The 18,822-nt window shown below is 74.0% G+C and carries 14 protein-coding genes and 1 pseudogene; 9 read left to right on the forward strand and 6 right to left on the reverse strand.

The annotated features are described in order from the left end of the window. Positions 1 to 10: 10 nt before the first annotated feature. A pseudogene (gene dapE / locus J2S41_RS38175) lies at positions 11 to 1,083 on the forward strand (succinyl-diaminopimelate desuccinylase). A 40-nt stretch (positions 1,084 to 1,123) separates the two neighbouring features. Here the strand turns inward: dapE and J2S41_RS38180 are convergent. After that, a complete protein-coding gene (locus J2S41_RS38180) occupies positions 1,124 to 1,285 on the reverse strand; it encodes a hypothetical protein (RefSeq protein WP_310375651.1) in 162 nt (53 codons plus the stop codon). A gap of 216 nt (positions 1,286 to 1,501) precedes the next feature. On the opposite strand from J2S41_RS38180, the gene J2S41_RS38185 reads away from it, so the two are divergent. From J2S41_RS38185 to J2S41_RS38205, 5 genes are all read left to right on the forward strand, one after another. Further along, entirely contained in the window at positions 1,502 to 2,299 is a 798-nt protein-coding gene (locus J2S41_RS38185; protein ID WP_310375653.1) for an LOG family protein, read from the forward strand. Beyond that, on the forward strand, positions 2,299 to 2,847 hold the full coding sequence (locus J2S41_RS38190; protein WP_310375655.1) for an LOG family protein: 549 nt from the start codon (positions 2,299 to 2,301) through the stop codon (positions 2,845 to 2,847). The genes J2S41_RS38185 and J2S41_RS38190 overlap by 1 nt, the downstream gene beginning before the upstream one ends. 79 nt (positions 2,848 to 2,926) lie before the next feature. Beyond that, on the forward strand, positions 2,927 to 7,066 hold the full coding sequence (locus tag J2S41_RS38195; RefSeq protein WP_310375657.1) for an ATP-dependent helicase: 4,140 nt from the start codon (positions 2,927 to 2,929) through the stop codon (positions 7,064 to 7,066). Beyond that, positions 7,063 to 10,482: an ATP-dependent helicase gene (locus tag J2S41_RS38200; RefSeq protein ID WP_310375659.1), complete on the forward strand. Its 3,420-nt coding sequence runs from the start codon at positions 7,063 to 7,065 to the stop codon at positions 10,480 to 10,482. Before J2S41_RS38195 ends, J2S41_RS38200 begins: the two co-directional genes overlap by 4 nt. 164 nt (positions 10,483 to 10,646) lie before the next feature. Beyond that, positions 10,647 to 10,838, forward strand: a complete 192-nt coding sequence (locus tag J2S41_RS38205) for a hypothetical protein (protein WP_310375661.1) — start codon at positions 10,647 to 10,649, stop codon at positions 10,836 to 10,838. A gap of 33 nt (positions 10,839 to 10,871) precedes the next feature. Here J2S41_RS38205 and J2S41_RS38210 read toward each other — a convergent pair whose 3' ends face one another. The 5 genes from J2S41_RS38210 to J2S41_RS38230 are packed head-to-tail and all read right to left on the reverse strand — an operon-like array spanning position 10,872 to position 14,974. Continuing rightward, positions 10,872 to 11,804 carry a sulfite exporter TauE/SafE family protein gene (locus tag J2S41_RS38210; protein ID WP_310375662.1) on the reverse strand — a complete coding sequence of 311 codons (933 nt, stop codon included), beginning with the start codon at positions 11,802 to 11,804 and terminating at the stop codon, positions 10,872 to 10,874. 17 nt (positions 11,805 to 11,821) lie between these two features. Next, on the reverse strand, positions 11,822 to 12,256 hold the full coding sequence (locus J2S41_RS38215; RefSeq protein ID WP_310375664.1) for an RrF2 family transcriptional regulator: 435 nt from the start codon (positions 12,254 to 12,256) through the stop codon (positions 11,822 to 11,824). Between the two features lie 15 nt (positions 12,257 to 12,271). Further along, positions 12,272 to 13,156 (reverse strand): ABC transporter permease, encoded by an 885-nt coding sequence (locus J2S41_RS38220; RefSeq protein WP_310375665.1) that lies wholly within the window; start codon positions 13,154 to 13,156, stop codon positions 12,272 to 12,274. After that, the gene (locus J2S41_RS38225) at positions 13,146 to 13,922 is read right to left on the reverse strand and encodes an ABC transporter ATP-binding protein (RefSeq protein ID WP_310375667.1); all 777 of its coding nucleotides are present in this window, start codon (positions 13,920 to 13,922) and stop codon (positions 13,146 to 13,148) included. The genes J2S41_RS38220 and J2S41_RS38225 overlap by 11 nt, the downstream gene beginning before the upstream one ends. After that, the gene (locus J2S41_RS38230; RefSeq protein WP_310375668.1) at positions 13,919 to 14,974 is read right to left on the reverse strand and encodes an ABC transporter substrate-binding protein; all 1,056 of its coding nucleotides are present in this window, start codon (positions 14,972 to 14,974) and stop codon (positions 13,919 to 13,921) included. Before J2S41_RS38230 ends, J2S41_RS38225 begins: the two co-directional genes overlap by 4 nt. Before the next feature lie 145 nt (positions 14,975 to 15,119). On the opposite strand from J2S41_RS38230, the gene J2S41_RS38235 reads away from it, so the two are divergent. The 3 genes from J2S41_RS38235 to nudC are packed head-to-tail and all read left to right on the forward strand — an operon-like array spanning position 15,120 to position 18,726. Further along, positions 15,120 to 16,430, forward strand: a complete 1,311-nt coding sequence (locus J2S41_RS38235) for a M16 family metallopeptidase (protein WP_310375670.1) — start codon at positions 15,120 to 15,122, stop codon at positions 16,428 to 16,430. Beyond that, entirely contained in the window at positions 16,427 to 17,794 is a 1,368-nt protein-coding gene (locus J2S41_RS38240; protein WP_374728232.1) for a M16 family metallopeptidase, read from the forward strand. The genes J2S41_RS38235 and J2S41_RS38240 overlap by 4 nt, the downstream gene beginning before the upstream one ends. Then, positions 17,791 to 18,726 (forward strand): NAD(+) diphosphatase, encoded by a 936-nt coding sequence (nudC, locus tag J2S41_RS38245; protein WP_310375672.1) that lies wholly within the window; start codon positions 17,791 to 17,793, stop codon positions 18,724 to 18,726. The genes J2S41_RS38240 and nudC overlap by 4 nt, the downstream gene beginning before the upstream one ends. Positions 18,727 to 18,822: the final 96 nt, after the last annotated feature.

Below are 18,822 nucleotides of genomic sequence, written 5' to 3' on the forward strand. Positions count from 1 at the left end.
CGTGCCACCCATGGCGAACCCGCTGACCCCCGACGTGCTGGCCGACCCGGTCGCGCTCACCCGCGCGCTGGTCGACATCGAGTCCGTCTCGCGAAACGAGAAGGAGATCGCCGACTGCATCGAGCTGGTGCTGGCGGACGCGCCGCACCTGACCGTGCACCGGCAGCAGAACACGATCATGGCCCGCACCGAGCTCGGGCGCGCGCGCAGCGGGTGGTGCTGGCCGGGCACGTCGACACGGTGCCGCTGAACGACAACTTCCCGTCCCGGATGGTCGACGACCTGATCTACGGCTGCGGGACCTCGGACATGAAGTCGGGCACCGCGCTGGCGCTGCACATCGCCATGACCGTGCCCGACCCGCGGTACGACGTGACGTACTTCTTCTACGAGGCCGAGGAGATCGAGTCCGAGTTCAACGGGCTGCACCTGGTCTCCCGCGCGCACCCGCAGTGGCTGGCCGCGGACCTCGCCATCCTGCTGGAGCCCACCTACGGCGTGGTCGAGGCCGGCTGCCAGGGCACCATGCGGGCGCTGGTCCGGACGACCGGCCGGCGCGCCCACTCGGCCCGGTCCTGGCGCGGCGTGAACGCCATCCACGCCGCCGGCGAGGTGCTGCGCCGCCTCCAGGAGTACGGGCCGCGCACGGTCACCATCGACGACTGCACGTACCGGGAGGGGCTCAACGCGGTCCGCGTCCACGGCGGCGTGGCCGGCAACGTGATCCCGGACCGCTGCGAGGTCGAGGTCAACTACCGCTTCGCGCCGGACCGCTCCGAGGCCGAGGCCGAGGCTCACCTGCGCGAGGTCTTCGCCGGGTACGACCTGGAACTCACCGACTCCGCCCCGGCCGCGCCGCCCGGCCTCACCGCGGCGCCCGCCCGCGAGTTCCTGGCCGCGGTCGGCGAGCGCCCGGCCGCGAAGCTGGGCTGGACGGACGTGGCCCGGTTCGCCGCGCTCGGCATCCCGGCGCTCAACTTCGGCCCCGGCGACCCCAACCTCGCGCACACCCAGGAGGAGCACGTCGAGATCGGCAAGATCCGGGACGGCGCCGCGACGCTGCACCGCTGGCTCGCCTCCTGAGCGCCGATGAAGAAGGCCCCGCTTCCGCGGGGCCTTCTCGTTACGCTGCGCAATCCTGCTTGGACTTCTCCTCGGACGATTCGTCCTCGGGCTCCGCCGTGGCCTCGCCGTCCAGCAGGGCCATTCGTCGTTCGGCGACGACGTCGCGGATGCGCCGTTGCATCTGACGCCGATGCCGGAGCATCTCGTTCCTGTTGAGCACGGTTGGCTCCTCCCCCCGAGGTGGCCCGGGCGGATACCCGGGCGCCGTGCTGCGCATGCTGATGACTTGTGAAGTAAAGACGTTCCTTCCTTAAGTTTGGTTGCGGCCGTCCTTAGTTTCTGTCGAATTTTCCGCAGATCCGCCCGCGCGGGGTCGGCCGGACGGTCAGATACCCGTCGCCGGCGTGCATTACGGTGATCGCATGAGGGGTGTGTCATGAGCGGTCGCGTACGTCTGACTCCGGAACGGCACCGTGGCCCGGTCACGCTGCGGCGCGACGCGATCGAGCCGTCCACCGCGGACCAGAAGCTGCTCGACTCCCGGCAACGCGCGGAGTGGAAGACGAAGGACGCGTGGCGGGCATTACGGATTCTCTCCGAATTCGTGGAGGGATTCGACAGCCTCGCGGATCTTCCGCCCGCCGTGAGCGTCTTCGGCTCCGCCCGCAGCAAACCGGACAGCGCCGAGTGCGAGACGGCCGAGCGGGTCGGCGCCGCGCTCACCCGCGCCGGCTACGCGGTGATCACCGGCGGCGGCCCCGGCGTGATGGAGGCGGCTAACAAAGGGGCCAGCGAGGCCGGCGGGCTCTCCATCGGGCTCGGCATCGAGCTGCCGTTCGAGCAGGGCCTCAACGAGTGGGTCGACGTCGGCATCGACTTCCGCTACTTCTTCGCCCGCAAGACCATGTTCGTGAAGTACGCGCAGGGATTCATCGTGCTGCCCGGCGGCTTCGGCACCATGGACGAGCTGTTCGAGGCGCTCACGCTGGTGCAGACCGGCAAGGTGACGCGCTTCCCGGTGGTGCTGATGGGCAGCGCGTACTGGCGCGGCCTGCTCGACTGGCTGCGCGACACGATGGCCGTGGACGGCAAGATCGGACCGGCCGACCTGGACCTGATCTGCCTGACCGACGACGTCGACGAGGCGGTCCGCTTCATCGTCGAGGCGGACGCCGCACTCGCCGCCGAGCAGTCCGCCGTGGACGACCTGACCAGCGACGTGCGGGACGCCTGATGGCCGCGATCTGCGTGTTCTGCGCGTCCGCCGACGCGATCGAGCAGCGCTGGCTCGACCTGGCCACCGAGACCGGGCGGCAGATCGGGGCCCGCGGCCACACGCTGGTCTCCGGCGGCGGCTGCGTCGGCATGATGGGCGCGGTCGCGGACGGCGCGCGGGCCGCCGGGGCGTACACGCTCGGGATCATCCCGCAGTCGCTGGTCGACATGGAGGTCGCGGACACCGCCTCGGACGAGCTGGCCGTGACCGACGGCATGTTCTCCCGCAAGGCCATGATGATCGAGAAATCGGACGCGTTCATCACGCTCCCCGGCGGCCTGGGCACGCTCGACGAGCTGTTCGAGGTCTGGACCACCGGCTCGCTCGCGATCCACCGCAAGCCGATGGTGCTGGTCAACCCGGACGGCTTCTACGACGGGCTGCTGAGCTGGCTGCGCACGCTCACCGACACGCGCTTCGTCCGCGAGGGCGCCATGGCCGAGCTGATCGTGGTCGACTCGCTGGACGCCGCCTTCGAGGCCATCGAGCCGCGCCTGGCCGGCTGACCGGGGCCGTACCCGCCCGGCATAACGGCCCGGACCAGGCGATATCCGGCGTGTCGGTGGGTCGTGATGAGATAGCGCGATGACTGTGCTGCCCCGGCGGACGTATCGGCTGGTGCGACGGCCACCGGCCGCCGCGCCGCCGCTGCTGCCGGACGCCGCCCACGACCGGATCGTCGCCCACACGGACGGTCCGCTGCTGGTGGTCGGCGGCCCGGGCACCGGCAAGACCACCACGCTGGTCGAGGCCGTGGCCGCGCGCGTCCGGGCCGGCACCGACCCGGAGCGCATCCTGGTGCTCACGTTCGGCCGCCGCGCCGCGCAGGCGCTGCGTGAGCGGATCGAGGCCCGGGTCGCCGGCCTCGCCGACCGCGACGTGGTCCACCAGCCCACGGTCAGGACCTTCCACGCGTACGCGTACAGCCTGCTCCGCCGCGCCGCCGCCGCCCGCGGCGAGCCGTCCCCCCGCCTGCTCACCGGCCCCGAACAGGACCTGGTCATCCGCGAACTCCTGGAGGTCGTCGGCGACCCGGACGCGATCACGCCACCACCGGCAGCCGGCACGCGCTCCCCGCGGTACCGCGAGCCTTCCGCGCCCGGGCCACGACCGGACGATCCCGCGGACGATTTCGCCGACGAGGTGGACCGCGCGAGCGAGCCGCGGTCCGGCAGCCCGGTCTCCCGCGACGACGGGGACCGCGCGAGCGAGTCGCGACCGGGAGGCCGCACATCCCGCGACGACGACGCCGGCGCTGACGACCGGCGGGCCGGCGCGCCGCGCGCCGGTGTGACCGGCGTCGCCGGGCGCGAGGAGGTCGCGGGACCGGCCGGTGACGATCCCTACGGCTGGCCCGCCGGGCTCCGGCCCGCGCTGCGGACCAGGGCGTTCGCCACCCAGCTCCGCGACCTGATGCTGCGCGCGGTCGAGCGCGGCATCGGCCCGGCCGACCTCAGCCGCCTCGGCGAGCGGCTCGGCCGCGACGACTGGCCGGCCGCGGCGCGGTTCCTCCGCGAGTACGCCGCGGTCCTCGCGCTGCGCGACACCACCGGCCGGGCCGCGGCCGCCTACGACGCGGCCGAACTGGTCCGCGCCGCGATGACGCTGCTCACCGACGACCCCGAGCTGCTGGAGTCGGAGCGGCGGCGGATCGCGCACGTGTACGTCGACGAACTGGCCGACACCGACCCGGCCCAGGTCGCGCTGCTGCACCTGATCGCGGGCGGCGGTCTGCCGCTGGTCGCGTTCGCGGACCCGGACTCGTCGGTCTACGGCTTCCGCGGCGCCGACCCGTCGATAGTGGCGGCCTTCCCGGCCCGCTTCCGCACCGCCTCCGGCGCCCCGGCCGCGACCGTCACCCGCACGATCTCCTACCGCGCCCCCCAGGGCCTCCTCGACGCGCTCCGCCGCGTCGGCCGCCGCCTCCGCGGCCCGGTCACCCACCGCCACCTCACCGTGCCCCCACCGCCGCCCGCTCCTCCGTCCGCCTCCGATGCCGTCGCGCCGGATGAAGCGGCCGGCCTCACGACCGCGACCGTGACCGGCGGAAACGAGATCGCGGCGGGCGATGCCGTGAGCGGCGGGAACGAGGTCGCGGCGGGCGATGCCGTGAGCGGCGGGAACGAGGTCGCGGCGGGCGATGCCGTGAGCGGCGGAAACGAGACCGCGGCGGACGATGCGGTGACCGGCGGAAACGAGGTCGCGGCGGGCGATGCCGACGACGCGGGAAAAGCCGCCGCACACGGCGAGGCGGGTTCCCAGGTAGGCGAGAGCATCGCCGGTGAGATCCCGCGCTCCGACGACGCCGTCGCCCACCGGGCGACCGCCGGGGCCGGTGGGGCGAGCGCCGCCGTCGGTGAGGACGTCGTCGATCCGAGCGACGCCGCAGAAGCGGCCGACGCCGCCAGGACCGGCGGCACCGCGGAGACCGACGACCCCACCGGGACCCCGAGTGCCGCCGAGACGGAGGACACCGGGAATCGCGCGGGCGCCGCCGCGATCGGCGACACCGGCGCGAGCGGCGAGGAAGCCGTGCGGGTGCGGACGTTCCGCTCCGCGGTGGCGGAGTCCGCCTACGTGGCGCACGCGCTGCGGGAGGCGCATCTGCTGCGCGGGATTCCCTGGTCGCGGATGGCGGTGGTCGTACGGTCGACGATGTTGCAGTTGCCGCCGCTCCAGCGGGCCCTGCACGCGGCCGGTGTGCCGACCGTGACGTACGCCGAGGATCTGCCGCTGCATCTGCAGCCCGCGGTGGCGCCGCTGCTGCTGGCGTTGCGCTGCGCGCTGGAGCCGGACGCGCTGGACGAGGACGCGGCGGTGACGCTGCTGCACTCGCCGCTGGGTGGCGCCGACCCGCTGGCCGAGCGGCGGCTGCGCCAGGGGCTGCGCGCGCTGGCACACCGGACCGGCGACCGGCGGTCGTCCGGCGAGCTGATCGCGGCGGTGCTGCGGGACCCGTCGCCGCTGGACGGCGTGGACCGGCGGTGGGCCCGGCCCGCCCGGGCCGTCGCCGCGCTGCTGGAGACGGTCCGGCGGGCCGCGGCCGACCCGCGGAACTCGGTCGAGGACGTGCTGTGGGCGCTGTGGCGGGCGACCGGCCTGGCCGACCGCTGGTACGCGGCCAGCGTGCGCGGGACGCCGCCGCGCGCCGGCGAGAGCGGCCACGTGGAGCGGGCGCGCGCGGACGCGGCCGACCGCGATCTCGACTCGGTGCTGGTGCTGTTCGACGCGGCCGCGCGGTTCGCGGACCGGCTGCCCGGCGCGCGCACCGAGGTGTTCTTGGACCACGTGCTCGGCCAGGACCTGCCGGCCGACTCGATCGCGCCGTCCGCGGACCGGGGCGACGCGGTGCGCCTGCTCACCGCGCATGCGGCGAAGGGCCTGGAGTGGGACGTGGTCGCGATCGCGGGCGTGCAGGAGGGCGTGTGGCCGGACCTGCGGCTGCGCGGCAGCCTGCTCGGCTCCGAGCGCCTGGTCGACCTGCTCTCCGGCCGGACCGCGCCGGAGGCGGCCGCGCTGGCCGGGCAGACGTCCGCGCTGCTGGACGAGGAGCGCCGGCTGTTCTACGTGGCCGCGTCCCGGGCGCGGCGGAGTCTGCTGGTCACGGCCGTGGCGTCCGCGTCGGTGGGCACGGCGGACGGCGAGGAGCAGCCCAGCCGCTTCCTGCACGAGATCGGCGCGGAGGACGACGTACCGGCCGATGATTTCGATCTTCAGGGGCAGCGGCTGCCGCGCGCGCTGACGCTGGCCGCGCTGGTCGCGGAGTTGCGGACCGCGCTGACCGATCCGCGGTCGGGCGCGCACCGGAGGCGGGCCGCGGCCGGGGAACTCGCCCGGCTGGCCGCGGCCGGCGTGCCCGGCGCGCACCCGGACGAGTGGTGGGGCCTGCGCGCGCTCTCCGACGACCGGCCGCTGGCCGACGACGGCGAGCCGGTCCGGGTTACGCCGTCCACCATGGAGGGTGCGCTCCGGTGCAGCCTGCGCTGGCTGTTGGAACGGCACGGCGGCAACCCGCCGGCCGGCCCGGCGCAGGGGATCGGCAACCTGGTGCACGCGGCCGCGATGCTGGCCGAGGACGCGAACGCGGACCGGGAGCGGCTGATCGAGTACGTGGCCGGCCGCTTCCCGATGATCGAGCTGGCCGCGCGCTGGCTGGCCGGCCCGGAGCAGTCCCGGGCCGAGGGCATGGTCGACAAGCTGCTGCGCTGGCTGGCCGCGAACCCGCGCCGGCTGCTGGCCATCGAGCACGAGTTCGCGGTGCGCCTGGACGACGGCACGAAACGCCCGATCGACCTGGTCGGCCGGGTGGACCGGCTGGAGGTCGACGACGCCGGCCGGCTGGTCGTGGTGGACCTGAAGACCGGCCGGTCGACCGCGGTGACCACGGCGGACGTGGCCGAGCACCCGCAGCTGGCCGGCTACCAGGCCGCGGTCGAGGCGGGCGGGTTCGCGGACTTCGGCGTGGAGTCCGGCGGCGCCGCGCTGGTGCAGCTCGGCACGGACACCAAGGCCGCGCGCGAGCAGAGTCAGGGCGCGGTCGCCGACAGCCCGGACCCGGGCTGGGCGGAGGAGCTGGTCCGCCGCACCGCGGACACGATGGCCGCGTCCACGTTCTCCGCCGTGGTCAACAAGAAGTGCCGGACCTGCCCGGTGCAGACCGCCTGCCCGGTCTCCGGCCGCGGCCGGCAGGTCGTCGAACCCCCCACCAGGAGACCGGGTACGTGACGGATCAACCCGCCCTCTTCGCCGCGGCGGAGAAGCCGCGCCGGATCAGGGCCGATGCCGGGCCCCGGTTCACGCCCGGCGAACTGGCCCGGCTGCTGCGGCTGCACGCGCCCACGCCGGAGCAGGCCGCGATCATCTCCGCGCCGGTGGAGCCGCTGCTGGTGGTGGCCGGCGCCGGGTCCGGCAAGACCGAGACGATGGCCGCGCGCGTGGTCTGGCTGGTGGCCAACGGGTACGTACGCCCCGAGCAGATCCTCGGCCTGACGTTCACCCGCAAGGCCGCGGGCGAGCTGGCGCACCGCGTCCGGACCCGGCTCGGCCAGCTGGTCCGCCGCCTGGGCCGGGAGATCGCGGGCGAGCCGACCGTGGCGACGTACCACTCGTACGCGGCCCGGGTGGTCACCGAGCACGGCCTGCGCGGGGGATTCGAGCCGTCCACCCGGCTGCTCACCGAGGCGTCCCGCTGGCAGCTGGTCGACATGCTGGTCCGCAACTTCCCGGGCGACCTGGGCGCGGTCGGCCGCGCCCCCGGCACGATCACGGACGCGGTGCTGGCGCTCTCCGGTGAGCTGGCCGAGCACCTGGTCAGCACGGACGAGCTGGCGAGCTGGACCGGGCGGTTCATCGGCGAGGTGCGCGGCGTGCCGGGCTCGCCGGGGAAGCCGGTGCGCGACGTGCTGTCCCGCCAGCAGGCCCGGCTCGGCGTGCTGCCGCTGGTCCGCGCGTACGAGGCGCGTAAGGCCGAACTGGAGGCGATGGACTTCGGCGACCAGCTCGCCCGCGCCGCGCGCGTCGCCCGCGACCACCCGGAGGTGGGCCGGATCGAGCGGGACCGCTACCGGGTGGTGCTGCTCGACGAGTACCAGGACACCAGCCACGCGCAGGTGGTGATGCTGCGCGCGCTGTTCGGCGACGGGCACCCGGTCACCGCGGTCGGCGACCCGTGCCAGTCCATCTACGGCTGGCGCGGCGCCAGCGCCGGCACGCTGGACCGGTTTCCCGGGGACTTCACGCACCGGGACGGGCGGATCGCGCCGACCAGCGCACTGACCAGGTCGTGGCGGAACCGGCCGGAGATATTGGAGATCGCGAACGCGCTGTCGCTGCCGCTGCGCACCGCGGGCGCGCGGGTGGCGGCGCTGCGGCCGACGCCGGGCACGGCCGAGCCGCTCGGCGGGCACACGGTCCGGGCCGCGCTGCTGTCCACGCACGACGCGGAGGCGGACTGGATCGCCGACGGGATCGTCCGGGCCTGGCAGGCCGCGGGGGAGGACGACGCCGCGCTGCCGGAGGAGATCCCGGTCGAGAAACGGCCGACGACCGCGGTGCTGGTCCGGCTGCGCAGCCAGATCCCGGTGATCGAGGACGCGCTGCGCGCCCGCGGCGTACCCGTGGAGGTCGTGGGTCTGGGTGGCCTGCTGGACACGCCCGAGGTGCGCGACGTGGTGAGCACGCTGCGGGTGCTGGCCGACCCGGCCGACGGCGCGTCGCTGCTGCGGCTGCTCACCGGCCCGCGCTGGCGGATCGGGCCGCGCGACCTGGTGGCGCTGCACCGGCGCGCGCAGCGGCTGGCGGCGGCGCGCCGCGACGAGGCCGAGGACACCGTGATCCGCGATCCGCTGGACGAGGCGACGCTGGTCGAGGCGCTGGCCGACCTGGGCCTGCCGCAGCAGTACTCGGCGGAGGGCTATCACCGGCTGCACGCGTACGCGGCCGAGCTGGAGCTGCTCCGCGACCGCCTGGACCAGCCGCTGCCGGACCTGGTCGCGGACGTGGAGCGGACCATCGGCCTGGACGTGGAGGTGGCGGTGCGCGCGTCCGCGGCCGGGGACGCCGGCCTGGCCCGCGCGCACCTGGACGCGCTCGGCGACGTGGCGGCCCGGTTCGCCGGCGAGGCGGACGGCGGCACACTCTCCGGTTTCCTGGCGTTCCTGGCCGCGGCCGAGGAGGAGGAGCGCGGGCTCGCGCCCGGCCAGGTCGACGTGGTCGAGGGCGCGGTGCAGATCCTCACCGCGCACGCGGCGAAGGGCCTGGAGTGGGACGTGGTCGCGGTCGCCGGGCTGACCCGCGACGTGTGGCCGGGCCCGGTCCGCGCGTCCGATCACTACCTGGCCGGCATCGGCGTGCTGCCGTTCCCGCTGCGCGGCGACCGGGACGGGCTGCCGGCGCTGGACCTGTCCGGCGCGGAGACGCAGCGCGACGTGGCCGGCGCGCTGGAGCGGTTCGCGCGGGACTGGCGCGAGCACGACGAGCGCGAGGAGCGGCGGCTCGCCTACGTGGCGGTGACCCGGCCGCGCCGGCTGCTGCTCTGCTCCGGCTACTGGTGGGGCGACCGGGTCGTCCGGCCGCGCGGCGCGTCCGTGTTCCTCGAGGAGATCCGCGCGTCGTGCCTGGCCGGTCACGGCGACGTCCCGGTCTGGGAGCCGCCGCCGGAGCCGGGCGCGACCAACCCCGGAGCATCCGCCGCGGTACGCGCGGAGTGGCCGTCCGACCCCCTCGGCGCGCGCCGTCCCGCGCTGGAGGAGGCGGCCGACCTGGTCCGCGAGCTGCTGGCGGCGGAGCAGGCCGCGCCGGAGGAGCCGGCCGAGCCGCCGGCGGTGAGCCCGCTGGAGGAGGCGCTCGGCGCGCCGCCCGCGCCGTCCACCGAGGACGCCCCGGAGTCCGCCCCGGCGGAGGCGGCGGACGCGACCGATCCGGCCCTGGAGGCGGAGATCGCGGGCTGGCGGCGGGAGGCGGACCTGCTGCTGGCCGAGCGCGCCGAGCACGCCCGCCGGGACGGCCCGCTGGAGGTGGCGCTGCCCGGCCACCTCTCCGTGTCGCAGCTCGTCACGCTGCACCGGGACCCGCAGGCGCTGGCCCGCGCGCTGCGCCGGCCGATGCCGGCCGCGCCCGCGCCGTACGCGCGCCGCGGCACCGCGTTCCACGCCTGGCTGGAGCAGCGCTTCGGCACCGTACGCCTGCTGGATCTGGACGAGTTGCCCGGCGCGGCCGACGCGGACGCCGCGGCCGACACCGAACTGGCCGACCTCCAGGCGCGCTTCCTGGCCGGCGAGTGGGCGGACCGGACGCCGATCGAGGTGGAGGTGCCGTTCGCGACCGTGATCGGCGGCGTGGTGGTCCGGGGCCGGATGGACGCGGTGTTCGCCGCGCTCGGCGGCCGGTACGACGTGGTCGACTGGAAGACCGGCGCGCGGCCGTCCGGCGAGGCGGCGCGGGCCGCGGCGGTGCAGCTGGCCGCGTACCGGCTGGCCTGGGCCGCGCTGGCCGGCGTGCCGGTGGAGCACGTGCGGGCCGCGTTCTACTACGTGCGGGACGACGTGACGGTGCGCCCGGCGGACCTGCTCGACCGGGAGGCGCTGACGGAGCTGGTCGAATCCGTCCCGTCCGCGCGATCCGTTTCGCCGATTCGGTCGTAGTGGCTTGGTAAGGAGCCGTACGGCCGATGCGCGGCGATGTTCGGGTGAGGGGATGGGTCCGATGGGCGACTGTGCACGACCCCTTGACACGACATGCTATGCGCTTGGGCGAGACGTTGAGATATGTCAACTCGTCGTCGGATAACGCAAACGGGGGTTCTGCGGTGAGCAACGGAAAGGGCGGGATACGGGAGATGACGCTGGTCTTCACGCTGGCGTTGCTGGGGGTGGGGCTGGCCTCGCTGCTGGCGTTCATTCCCTGGTACGAGACGTCCGCGGCGGAGAGCGCGATAGTCGACGTCCGGATTCCACTCTTCGACCCGCCCGACTCGGCGGCACAGGGTTCGGGGCGATAGCGAGAAGGGGCGGTCCGCGACGGACCGCCCCTTTCACGTTCGGTTCGCGGCGGCGCGGTGCCTCTCCGCCTCGGCGTCGATCGCCTCGGCCGTCTCCAGGTCGCGGTAGGCGCGGTACTGCGCGAGCGAGTACGCGATCGCGGCGGCCCAGATCAGGCAGATCACCGCGTAGACCGGGTACCGGACGGTGTCCGGCGCGTCGATCCAGTCGCTGCGCAGCAGCGAGCGCGTGTTGGTCAGCACGATGACGCCGCCGACCGCGGAGCCCAGAATCCGCGGCGGGATGTGCCGGACCAGCCAGGCCGCGATCGGTGCGGCCACCACGCCGCCGAGCAGCAGCGCCGCCACCCACACCACGTCGATGTTCTCGCGGCCGATGCCGGCCAGGAAGCCGGCGCTGGCCGCGATCGCCACGACGAACTCACTGGTGTCGATGGAGCCGATCACCTTGCGCGGCTCCAGGCGCCCGCTGGCCAGGATGGCCGGCGTGCCGACCGGGCCCCAGCCACCGCCGCCGGTGGCGTCCACGAAGCCGCCGAACAGGCCGAGCGGTGCCAGGAAACGCTTGCGCAGCGGCTGGCCGAGCCGGCCCCGGGGCAGGCCCCACGCGGTGAACCGGACCAGGATGTAGACGCCCAGCGTCAGCAGGATCAGCGCCATGATCGGCGCCGCGACCTCGGTGGAGAGGTGGGAGAGGAACGTCGCGCCGGCGAACGCGCCGATGCCGCCCGGAATGCCGATCTTCGCGACCACCCGCCAGTCGACGTTGCCGAACCGCCAGTGCGCCGCGCCGGAGACCAGCGTGGTGCCGATCTCCGCCAGATGCACGGTCGCGGACGCCGCGGCCGGGTTCGTGCCGATGGCCAGCAACAGCGTGGTGGAGGTGACGCCGTACGCCATGCCGAGGCTGCCGTCGACGAGCTGGGCGCCCAGCCCCACCAGGGCGAGCAGGACGAGTTTCCGCATGTGCCGCTCCTTCCGTGCTACGTGGTCGCCGCCCCCTGGCGGGACTTGGTGAGCAGGTCGGCGAGCGTGGCCGTGTCGACGACCTCCTCGATCGCCTCGTGCACGGCCAGCCACACGTCGGTCAGGCCGGCCGCGACCCCGTGATAGCCGGCCGCGTCCGCGGGCAGCCCGCGGACCATGGTCAGCGAGCCGCTCACCGCCCGCAGGACGTCGCCGACCGTGATCTCGTCGGCCGGCCGGACCAGTGCGTAGCCGCCCTCGACGCCGCGGTGGCTGTGCAGCAGACCGGCCCGGCGCAGGTCCAGCAGGATGCCCTGGAGGAAGCTGAGCGGGATCTCCTGGGCGGACGCGAGCGCGGCCGCCTTGACCAGCTCGCGGGTCTCCCCGCGGTCGGCGTCCGCGATGGCCAGCATCGCGCGGACCGCGTAGTCGCTGCGCGCCGAGACGTACATGCGGGTCTCCTACCGTTAGCTGTTGCGGTCCAGCAGTCCCCAGCGGCGCCGGATGGCCCGGTCCGCGGCGCCGAACGCGGCGTCCGCGAGCAGGCCGAAGACCAGGATCGCGATCATGATGGAGATGAGCCGTTCGGTGTCGCTGAGCTCGCGCGCGTACTGCAGCTGCGCGCCGATCGACGTCTTGGTCGCGATCACCACCAGCAGCTCGCCGGCCATCAGGCTGCGCCAGGCGAACGCCCAGCCCTGCTTGAGCCCGGCGACGATGGCGGGCAGCGCGGCCGGCGCGATCACGTACCGGTAGAGGTTGATCCCGCGCGCGCCGATGTTGTGCCCGGCACGGCGCAGCAGCGGCGGCACGTAGTCGACGCCGTGGATCACGCCGTTCGCGATCGAGGGCGCGGCGCCGAGCACCACCACGAAGAAGATCGCCTGCTCGCTGAGCTGGTAGAGCATGATGGCCAGCGGGAACCAGGCGATCGACGGCATGGTCTGCAACGCGGTGATCATCGAGCCGATCGCGGCCCGCAGGATTCTGCTGCTGGAGACCGCGAGGCCGAGCACCAGGCCGACGACGACCGCGGCCGCGAAGCCGACGCCGGCCCGCCGCGCGGTGGTGCCCACGCCGGACCAGAACGCCTCGGACCGCACGTAGTTCCAGAGGTCCGGGAACACCCGGTCCGGGCCGGGCAGCGTCCAGACCGGCTTCCACCCGGACCAGACCACGATCTGCCAGATCAGGACGGCGAGCGCGATCGCGGTGAGCTTCGGCCAGGTCTGGAACCAGATCCTGCTGGCCCGGGACGGCCCCTTCTCCCGGCTGGCGATCTCGAGCGCGTCGAGCCCGGAGATCGCGTCGGTCTTCGGCGCGCCCGTCGAGCTGAGCGTGTCACTGGCCATGGCGGATGACCTCCCTGCGCAGCCGGTCGGTGACGTCGGCCGCGATCGCGGCGACCTCGGGCGCGTCGATGCGCCGGGGCCGCGGCGCGTCGACCGTGGTTTCGTGGATGATCCGGCCGGGCCGGCTGGAGAGCAGCACGATCCGGTCCGCCAGCCGGGCGGCCTCGCGCACGTTGTGCGTCACGAACAGCACGGTCAGCTGGCGCTCCAGGTAGATGCGCTCCAGCTCGTCGTGCAGGATGTCCCGGGTCATCGCGTCCAGCGCGCCGAACGGCTCGTCCATCAGCAGCACGGGCGTGTCCAGCGCCAGCGTGCGGGCCAGCGCGACCCGCTGCCGCATGCCGCCGGAGAGCTGGTGCGGCCGGTGTCTGCCGAAGTCGCCCAGGTGCACGGTGCGCAGCAGCTCCGCGGCCTTGTCCCGGCGCTGCTGCCGGTTCAGCCCGCGCAGCTTGAGCGGCAGCTCCACATTCGCGCCGACGCTCAGCCAGGGGAACAGCGCCGACTCCTGGAACATCAGACCGGGCCGCGCGCCGCCGGCCACCTCGATCGAGCCGCCGGTGGGCGAGTCGAGCCCGGCGACCAGGCTGAGCAGCGTGCTCTTGCCGCAGCCGGACGCGCCGACCAGGCAGACGAACTCGCCGGGCCGGACCGTGAGATCGAGGCCGTCCAGTGCCAGGACCGCCTCACTGCCGCGACCGTAGACCTTGGTCACCCCGGAGAGCGCGACCGCGGCGGTCGCGCTCTCCTTCACGGGCACGGCCGTCACGGCTGTGCGACCTCGGGCTGTCCGGCGGCCTTCAGGGCCTCGTTCAGGTACGACAGGTCGTAGAGGCCGTTCAGGTCGACCGGCTGGGTGAGCTCCACCGCGACGGCGTGGTCCAGGCCGGTCTTGAGCGAGGACGCGATCGGGTCGTTGGTGAACTCGATCGTCTTCCAGGCCTGCGCGATCAGCTCCAGGTCCAGCGGCTTTCCGGTGATCTTGCCGATGTGGTCGGAGATCGCCTTCTGCGAGTCCGCCTCGTTGGCGTGCAGGTAGTCGTTCGCCGCCACCTGGCCCGCGACCAGCGCCTTGACCACGTCCGGGTGCGCCTTGAGGAACTTGGTGCTGACGATCAGGTTCGTGATCACGAACTTGCCGTCCGGCCACAGGTCGCGCTCGTCGACCAGGACCTTGCCGCCCTCGTTGACCAGCCGGGAGACGAACGGCTCCGGCACCCACGCGCCCTGGATCGCGCCGCTGCGGAACGTCTCCACGGTCTGCGCGTTCTCCTGCGGCACGATCGAGACGTCGCCCCCGCCCTCCTTGGTGGCGGTGAGGCCCTTCTCCTTCAGCCAGTAGCGGAACGCCACGTCCTGCGTGTTGCCCAGCTGCGGCGTGGCGATCTTCTTGCCCTTGAGGTCCTCGACGCCGTTGATGTCCGGCTTGACCACCAGCGCGACGCCGCCGGACGCGGAGCCGGAGACCACCCGGACCGCCTCGCCGTTCGACTTCGAGTGCGCGTTGACGGTCGGGTTCGGCCCGATGTAGGTGGCGTCGATCGCGTCCGAGAACAGCGCCTCCACCGCGGCCGGGCCGGCGTTGAAGGTCTTGGTCTCGAGCGTGACGTTGCTGCCGAGCTTGTCCTGGAAGATGCCCTTTTCCACGCCCACGACGGCGGAGGCGTGCGTGATGTTCGGGAAGTATCCGAGCCGCAGCGTGACCGGACCACCGTCCGCGCCGGCGGCCTCGTCGGAGCTGCCGCAGGCGGCGAGCGCGCCCACGGTGGCCGTGGCGAGTGCCACGGCGGCGGCCAGGGTTCGCAGCCGAAGAGAGCTCATCGAGATCCAATCCAGATATTGCCTACTTGTTTGATAGGAACAATCGATTCAGTGGTGCTTCCCGGTCAAGGTGATGTCCAGATACTGGGAAGGTGGTCCGGGAGCGTCGGAAGCCGACCGCGCCGGAAAGCGCTAATGTCGCAGGGTGGCCCGGAGATCCAACAAAATAGCCGCGACGCGGTACCCGGTGGAGCGCCTCACGCTCCCGAACGGACTGCGCGTCGTCCTGGCCCCCGACCGCAGCGCACCCGTGGTCGGCGTGGCCGTCGTCTACGACGTGGGCATCCGCTCCGAACCCGAGGGGCGCACCGGTTTCGCCCACCTCTTCGAGCACCTGATGTTCCAGGGCTCGGCGAACCTGGAGAAGCTGGCGCACTTCCGGCACGTGCAGGGATCCGGCGGTACGTTCAACGGCTCCACCCACCTCGACTACACGGACTACTTCGAGGTGCTGCCGAGCAACGCGCTCGAGCGGGCGCTGTTCCTCGAGGCGGACCGGATGCGCGGCCCCCGGCTCACCGAGGAGAACCTGCGCAACCAGGTCGACGTGGTCAAGGAGGAGATCCGCGTCAACGTGCTGAACCAGCCGTACGGCGGGTTCCCCTGGCTGACGCTGCCGCCGGTCATGTTCGACACGTTCCCGAACGCGCACGACGGGTACGGCTCCTTCACCGACCTGGAGAGCGCCACCGTCGCGGACGCGGCCGACTTCTTCGAGCGGTACTACGCGGCCGGTAACGCGGTGCTCACCGTGGCCGGCGACATCGACGTGGCCGAGACGACCGCGCTGATCGAGCGGCACTTCGGCAGCGTGCCCGCGCGGCCCGCCCCGGCGCGCCCGTCGTTCGACGAGCCCGACCTGACCGCGGAGCGGCGGAAGTCGTACACGGACCGCCTGGCGCCGCTGCCCGCGGTGGCCGCGGCCTGGCGGGTGCCGGACCCGGTCGCCGACTTCGCCGGCTACCTGCCATACGTGGTGCTCGCCGAGGTACTCACCGACGGCGACGCGTCCCGGCTGGTCGAGCGCCTGGTGCTGAAGGACCGCTCGGTCACCAGCGTCGGCGGCTATCTCGGCTTCATGGGCGAGCCGTTCGAGGTACGCGACCCCACCGCGCTGCTGCTCCAGGCGCACCTGCCACCGGGCGGCGACACGGACAAGCTGCTCCGCACGGTCGACGAGGAGCTGGACCGGCTGGCCCAGGACGGCCTGGCCGCGGGAGAACTGGCCCGCACCCAGGCGCGGATGGCCACCCACCTGCTGCGCGACACGGACGCGGTGCTCAGCCGTACCCTCCGGATGGCCGTGCTGGAACAGCAGCGTGGCGAGCCCGGCCTGCTCAACGAGCTGCCCGTGCTGCTCGCCGAGGTCACCGAGGAGCAGATCCGCGCGGCCGCGGCCGCGCTCCGGCCGGAGCGCCGGGCCACCATCGAGGTCATTCCGGGAGCGGCGCGGTGAGTCCGACCACAGTGAAGCCGGTCAAGGTTCCGGCGATCGTGACCGAGCTGCCCGCTTTGGGCCCGGCGACCACGCTGCACCTGCCCAAGGAGGCCGAGGCGACGCTGCCGAACGGGCTGACCGTGATCGCGATCCGGCGGCCGTCCGTGCCGCTGGTCGAGGTGCGGCTGCGCATCCCGTTCGGCAAGGCGCACCCGGCCCGCGCCGCCATGCTCGCGCAGACCATCCTGTCCGGCACCGACACCATGACGTCCGTGGAGATCGCGGCCGCGCTGCAGACCGTCGGCGGCGGGCTCAGCGCGGGCGTCGACCCGGACCGGCTGCTGCTCGCCGGAAACGGTCTGGTCAGCGGCCTGGGCCGGATTCTGGAGCTGCTCGGCGAGGTGCTCACCGCGGCCCGCTACCCGGCCGAGGAGGTCGCCACCGAGCGCGCCCGCCTGGTCGACCACATCCAGGTCGCGCAGAGCCAGCCGCAGCACGTGGCCCGCACCGCGCTGCTCCGGCGGATCTACGGCCGGCATCCGTACGCGAACCAGCTGCCCGAGCCGGAGCAGGTCAAGGCCGTCCGGCCGGCCCAGCTGCGCGCGCTGCACTCCGAGCGGGTCCGCCCGGCCGGCGCCACGCTGGTGCTGGTCGGCGACATCCAGCCGGCCAAGGCGATCGACACCGCGGAGCAGATCCTCGGCGGCTGGGCGATCGGCGGCGACGTGCCCGCGTCCAAGTGGGAGCTGCCGGCCGTACCGTCGCTGGTCCCCGGTCCTCTGATGGTCGTCGACCGGCCGGAGTCGGTGCAGTCGTCGCTGCGGATGGCGCTGCCCGCGGTGCACCGCACGCATCCCGACCACGCCGCGCTGCTGCTCGCCAACCTGATCTTCGGCGGCTACTTCTCGTCCCGCTGGGTGGAGAACATCCGGGAGGACAAGGGGTACACGTACGGCCCGCACTCCGCGATCGAGCACCTGGTCGCCGGTTCCTCCCTCACGGTCGCGGCGGACGTGGCCACCGAGGTCACCGGCCCCGCGATGCTGGAGACGCTGTACGAGCTGGGCCGCCTCGCCAGCCTGCCGCCCGGCGCGGAGGAACTGGAGCAGGCCCGGCAGTACGCGCTGGGCAGCCTCCGGCTCGGCGTCGCCACCCAGGCCGGGCTCGCCGGGCTGGCCGTCACCTACGCCGGCGCCGGCCTGCGGCTGGACCACCTGGCCGAGCACTCCGCCCGGCTCGCCGCGGTCACCATGGACGAGGTCGCCGCCGCGGCCGCCACCTACCTGGCCCCGGCCCGCGCGGTCACGGTCGTGCTCGGCGACGCCGAGCGGATCGCGGCCCCGCTCGCCGCCCTCACCCCGATCGAGAAAGCACAACCGTGACGCAGGAACGCCCGGGCCCGCCGCTGGCACGCACCACGCTGGACCGCTCCGCCCACCGGCGGCGCGACGCCGCATGGCTTGCCTCCGCCTGGGAGCGGGCCCGGGTGCTGGTGCTCGACACCCGCGCCGGGGGCCGCACGCTGATCTCCGACGACCACCGCCTGGTCCTGTTCACGCCGGAGAGCGCGCCGGACGTCGACCCCGCCGCCCGGATGTTCCTCGGCGAGGAGCCGGACGGCGGCCCGGTCTTCGCCATCGACGCGCCGCTCCCCACGGTCCCCGGCGCCACCCCCGCCAACCTCCGCGACGTCGGCCACCAACTGGACGACCGCGACGCCGGCCTGATGACCACCGCGCTCGCGCTGGCGAACTGGCACGCGGCCTACGGCTTCGCGCCCGGCACCGGCAACGCCACCCGCGCCCACGAGGCCGGCTGGAGCCGCATCGACGACGGCGGCAAGCAGGTGTGGCCACGCACCGACCCCGCCATGATCGTCCTGGTCCACGACGGCGTACCCGGCCCCGACGGCCGCTGCCTGCTCGGCAACAACGCGGCCTGGGCCGGCGCGCCCGACATCCGGCGCTTCTCCTGCCTCGCCGGCTACGTCGAGCCCGGCGAGTCCGCGGAGGCCGCGGTGATCAGGGAGGTGGCGGAGGAGGTCGGCCTGCCGATCAGCCGCGTCTCGTACGTCGCCAGCCAGCCGTGGCCGTTCCCGGGCTCGCTGATGCTGGGCTTCAACGCCATCGCGGACCCGTCCCTACCGGTCACGGTCGACCCGGAGGAGATCGTCGAGGCCCGGTGGTTCACCCGCCGCGAGATCGGAACCATCTTCGACGGCGGCGAGGTGCTGACGCACGACGGGCGCCGGGTCGGGCTCCCGATGGGCGCCTCCATCGCCCACTACCTCATCGTCACCTGGCTCTCCTCCTAACCACCGCCCGCTCCCGCACCCTCCGCGTGCCGTCGCACGGCGCTCGCGTGGCCCCGTGCGCGTTTCACGCTCCGCTCGCGCCCTCCGCGCGGCACT

Source organism: Catenuloplanes atrovinosus, assembly GCF_031458235.1.
In the GTDB taxonomy this organism is placed as follows: domain Bacteria; phylum Actinomycetota; class Actinomycetes; order Mycobacteriales; family Micromonosporaceae; genus Catenuloplanes; species Catenuloplanes atrovinosus.

Excerpts from the sequence above, each read along its gene's own strand:
- J2S41_RS38185 (WP_310375653.1), top strand. The coding sequence starts at position 1,502 with ATGAGCGGTCGCGTACGTCTGACTCCGGAACGGCACCGTGGCCCGGTC.
- J2S41_RS38190 (WP_310375655.1), top strand. The coding sequence starts at position 2,299 with ATGGCCGCGATCTGCGTGTTCTGCGCGTCCGCCGACGCGATCGAGCAG.
- J2S41_RS38195 (WP_310375657.1), top strand. The coding sequence starts at position 2,927 with ATGACTGTGCTGCCCCGGCGGACGTATCGGCTGGTGCGACGGCCACCG.
- J2S41_RS38210 (WP_310375662.1), bottom strand. The coding sequence starts at position 11,804 with ATGCGGAAACTCGTCCTGCTCGCCCTGGTGGGGCTGGGCGCCCAGCTC.
- J2S41_RS38215 (WP_310375664.1), bottom strand. The coding sequence starts at position 12,256 with ATGTACGTCTCGGCGCGCAGCGACTACGCGGTCCGCGCGATGCTGGCC.
- J2S41_RS38220 (WP_310375665.1), bottom strand. The coding sequence starts at position 13,156 with ATGGCCAGTGACACGCTCAGCTCGACGGGCGCGCCGAAGACCGACGCG.
- J2S41_RS38230 (WP_310375668.1), bottom strand. The coding sequence starts at position 14,974 with ATGAGCTCTCTTCGGCTGCGAACCCTGGCCGCCGCCGTGGCACTCGCC.